Genomic DNA, 2,856 nt, shown 5'->3' with positions numbered 1-2,856 from the left:
TTTCGCATCAGGCAAACCGACATGGAATTGACGGTCAAATCTGCCTGGTCTTAATAAAGCTGGATCTAACATATCCGCTCTATTAGTCGCCGCCATAACAATAACTCCCGTCCTTTTAGAGAAACCATCCATTTCGGTTAAGAGTTGGTTTAAAGTAGATTCTGTTTCACGAGAACCACTATCATTATTTCCACCTCTTTTGCCTCCCAATGCGTCAATTTCATCGATAAATAAAACACAAGGAGCATTGTTTTTAGCCATTTTAAATAATTTTCGAATTCTAGAAGAACCTATTCCGACAAAAATTTCCACAAATTCCGAACCAGAAACAGAATAAAAAGGCACTTTCGCTTCGCCAGCCACAGCTTTGGCTAATAAAGTTTTACCTGTTCCAGGTGGTCCTGATAATAAAACTCCTTTTGGAATAGCAGCGCCAATATTTTTATATTTGGCGGGATTTTTTAAAAAGTCAATAATTTCTTTCATGTCTTCTTTTTCTTCTTCATTGCCGGCTACATCTTGAAAAGTGAATAAAGATTTTTGAGCGTTGGAAACTTTATTTTTCTTTATAGATCCCATTTTATAAATGCTTAAAATGTACATTAAAAAAACAATTTGTTGTAATTCTTCGACTGATTTCAAAATTTTAAACTTAATAATTCTTGTTTCGCTCCACACATAGGTAAGATGTAGATAAGATAATAATTTGGGATTTTTATTAAAAATATATTCTAAAAAATTAAAACATAGAACAAAAAACACAATAAACAATAAAATAAATTTTATTTGTAAAATGAATGAAAAAAATTTTTTTACATTATTTTTTACTCTTTTTAAAAACATCATTTTTATTTCCTTTCTTTTCAAAAAAAATTCATTATACATCGAACGAACCATTAAAATGGTACCGATATGTAGATGTTCTTTCTTGATTAAATTATTTATTTTTTTTAAAAAAATAAAAAGCTATTGCCCCTATAATTGATATAAGCGATATTGTAACTAAGACATAAAGCAATGTCTTAGAATTGTTATCGTCTGTAGGAGAGTCAAATTGAGAATTTGAATTTAACTTATTTAAATGTTCTTTGGTGTAAGTTTTGCTCCAATCTACACTTCCGTCTTCTTTGTAACCTAATTTTTTAATTTCTCTGCCTTGGTTATCATATTCTTTGGTGTAAGAGTTTTTCCAATTAATGCTTTGGTCTTCGTTATAAAATAATCTTTTGATTTCTCTACCTTGACTATCATATTCTTTGGTGTATGAATTAGTCCAATCAACGTTCCTATCGTCTTTATATCGTAATTGTTTTATTTCTCTACCTTGACTGTCATATTCTTTGGTGTAAGTTTCATAATTAGACCAATCAACACTTTGATCTGCGTTGTAACCTAATTTTTTAATTTCTCTGCCTTGGTTATCATATTCTTTGGTGTATGAATTAGTCCAATCAACGCTTTGATCTGAGTTGTAACCTAATTGTTTTATTTCTCTACCTTTTTCATCATATTCTTTAGTGTAAGATATTGTCCAATCAACACTTTGATCTGCGTTGTAACCTAATTGTTTTACTTCTCTACCTTGGTTATCATATTCTTTAGTATAAGATATTTCCCAATCAATACTTTGATCTTCATTATAAAATAATTGTTTGATCTCTCTGCCTTGTTTATCATATTCTTTGGTGTAAGACTTTTTCCAATTAATGCTTTGGTCTTCGTTATAAAATAATCGTTTGATTTCTCTGCCTTGACTATCATATTCTTTGGTGTAAGATATTTCCCAATCAATACTTTGATCTGCGTTGTAACCTAATTGTTTTATTTCTCTACCTTGGTTATCATATTCTTTGGTGTATACATTAGTCCAATTAATGCTTTGATCTGCGTTGTAACCTAATTGTTTTATTTCTCTACCTTGATTATCATATTCTTTAGTATAAGATATTTCCCAATCAACACTTCCATCTTGTTTATAACGTAATTGTTGAGTAACTTTTTCTTGAGAGTTCAACGCATAAACAACTTTGACAAATGAAAGAACGATAAAGAACGAAATTGCAAATATTTTGATAATATTAATATTTTTTAAATTGTGTTTTAATTTCATAGTCTTATTCCTTTTCTGAATTCTTTTCTGTTAATAATTTATTTTTATGCTTTTTGTGAATAACATAAAAAATTGTCGAACCTAATAATACAACTATCAATGAAACGATTATATAAATTAATTTTTTTCCTTCTAGAGAAGGATTTTCTTCCACTTTAGAACTTTTATTTGGCGTATCATAATGTTCTTTGACATAAGAATTTTTCCAATCAATGCTTTGATCTTCGTTATATCTTAAATGTTTAATTTCTCTGCCTTGTTGGTCGTAATATTTGGCATAAGAATAAAGATAATTAATACTTCTGTCTGCGTTATATCTTAAAGTTTTAATTTCTCTACTTTGTTCGTTATATTCTTTAGTGCTTGAAAAAAGCCAATTTACTTCACCGTTTTCTTGATAACGTAATTCTTTTATTTCTCTACCTTGGTTATCATATTCTTTGGTGTAAGTTTTAAAATGTGAGTTATTAACGCTCCCGTTGTCTTTATAATGCGTTGATTTAATTTCTCTCCCTTGGCTATCATATGCTTTGGTATAGGAATTTTGATGACTCCAATTTTCGTTCCCATCTGACTTATAATATAATTGTTTTATTTCTCTGCCTTGTTCGTCATATTGTTTCATATAAGAATAAAGCCAATTAACGCTCCCATCGTCTTTGTAATACAAGTGTTTTATTATACCTTGGTTTTCATACTTTTTAGTGTTAGAATAAAGCCAATTAACGCTCCCATCGTCTTTATAT

Annotated in this window: 3 protein-coding genes; all 3 read right to left on the bottom strand. The window is 29.1% G+C overall.

All coding sequences use genetic code 11. The features are described 5' to 3' along the window. A partial coding sequence (locus HR065_RS03600; RefSeq protein ID WP_244948318.1) for an AAA family ATPase occupies window positions 1-579 on the bottom strand: 579 nt, incomplete at its 3' end. 358 nt (window positions 580-937) lie between these two features. Continuing rightward, entirely contained in the window at window positions 938-2,110 is a 1,173-nt protein-coding gene (locus HR065_RS00340; RefSeq protein WP_178733935.1) for a hypothetical protein, read from the bottom strand. A gap of 4 nt (window positions 2,111-2,114) precedes the next feature. After that, window positions 2,115-2,856 (bottom strand): hypothetical protein (locus HR065_RS00335; protein WP_178733934.1); only part of this gene is annotated, 742 nt, incomplete at its 5' end.

Origin of the sequence: Candidatus Phytoplasma pruni (assembly GCF_013391955.1) — a bacterium.
GTDB lineage: Bacteria > Bacillota_I > Bacilli_A > Acholeplasmatales > Acholeplasmataceae > Phytoplasma.
Note: the sequence above shows the minus strand (reverse complement) of the source record. Positions and strands in the feature narration are given on the sequence as shown.

Coding starts and splice junctions, on each gene's coding strand:
- HR065_RS00340 (WP_178733935.1), bottom strand. CDS start 2,110: ATGAAATTAAAACACAATTTAAAAAATATTAATATTATCAAAATATTT.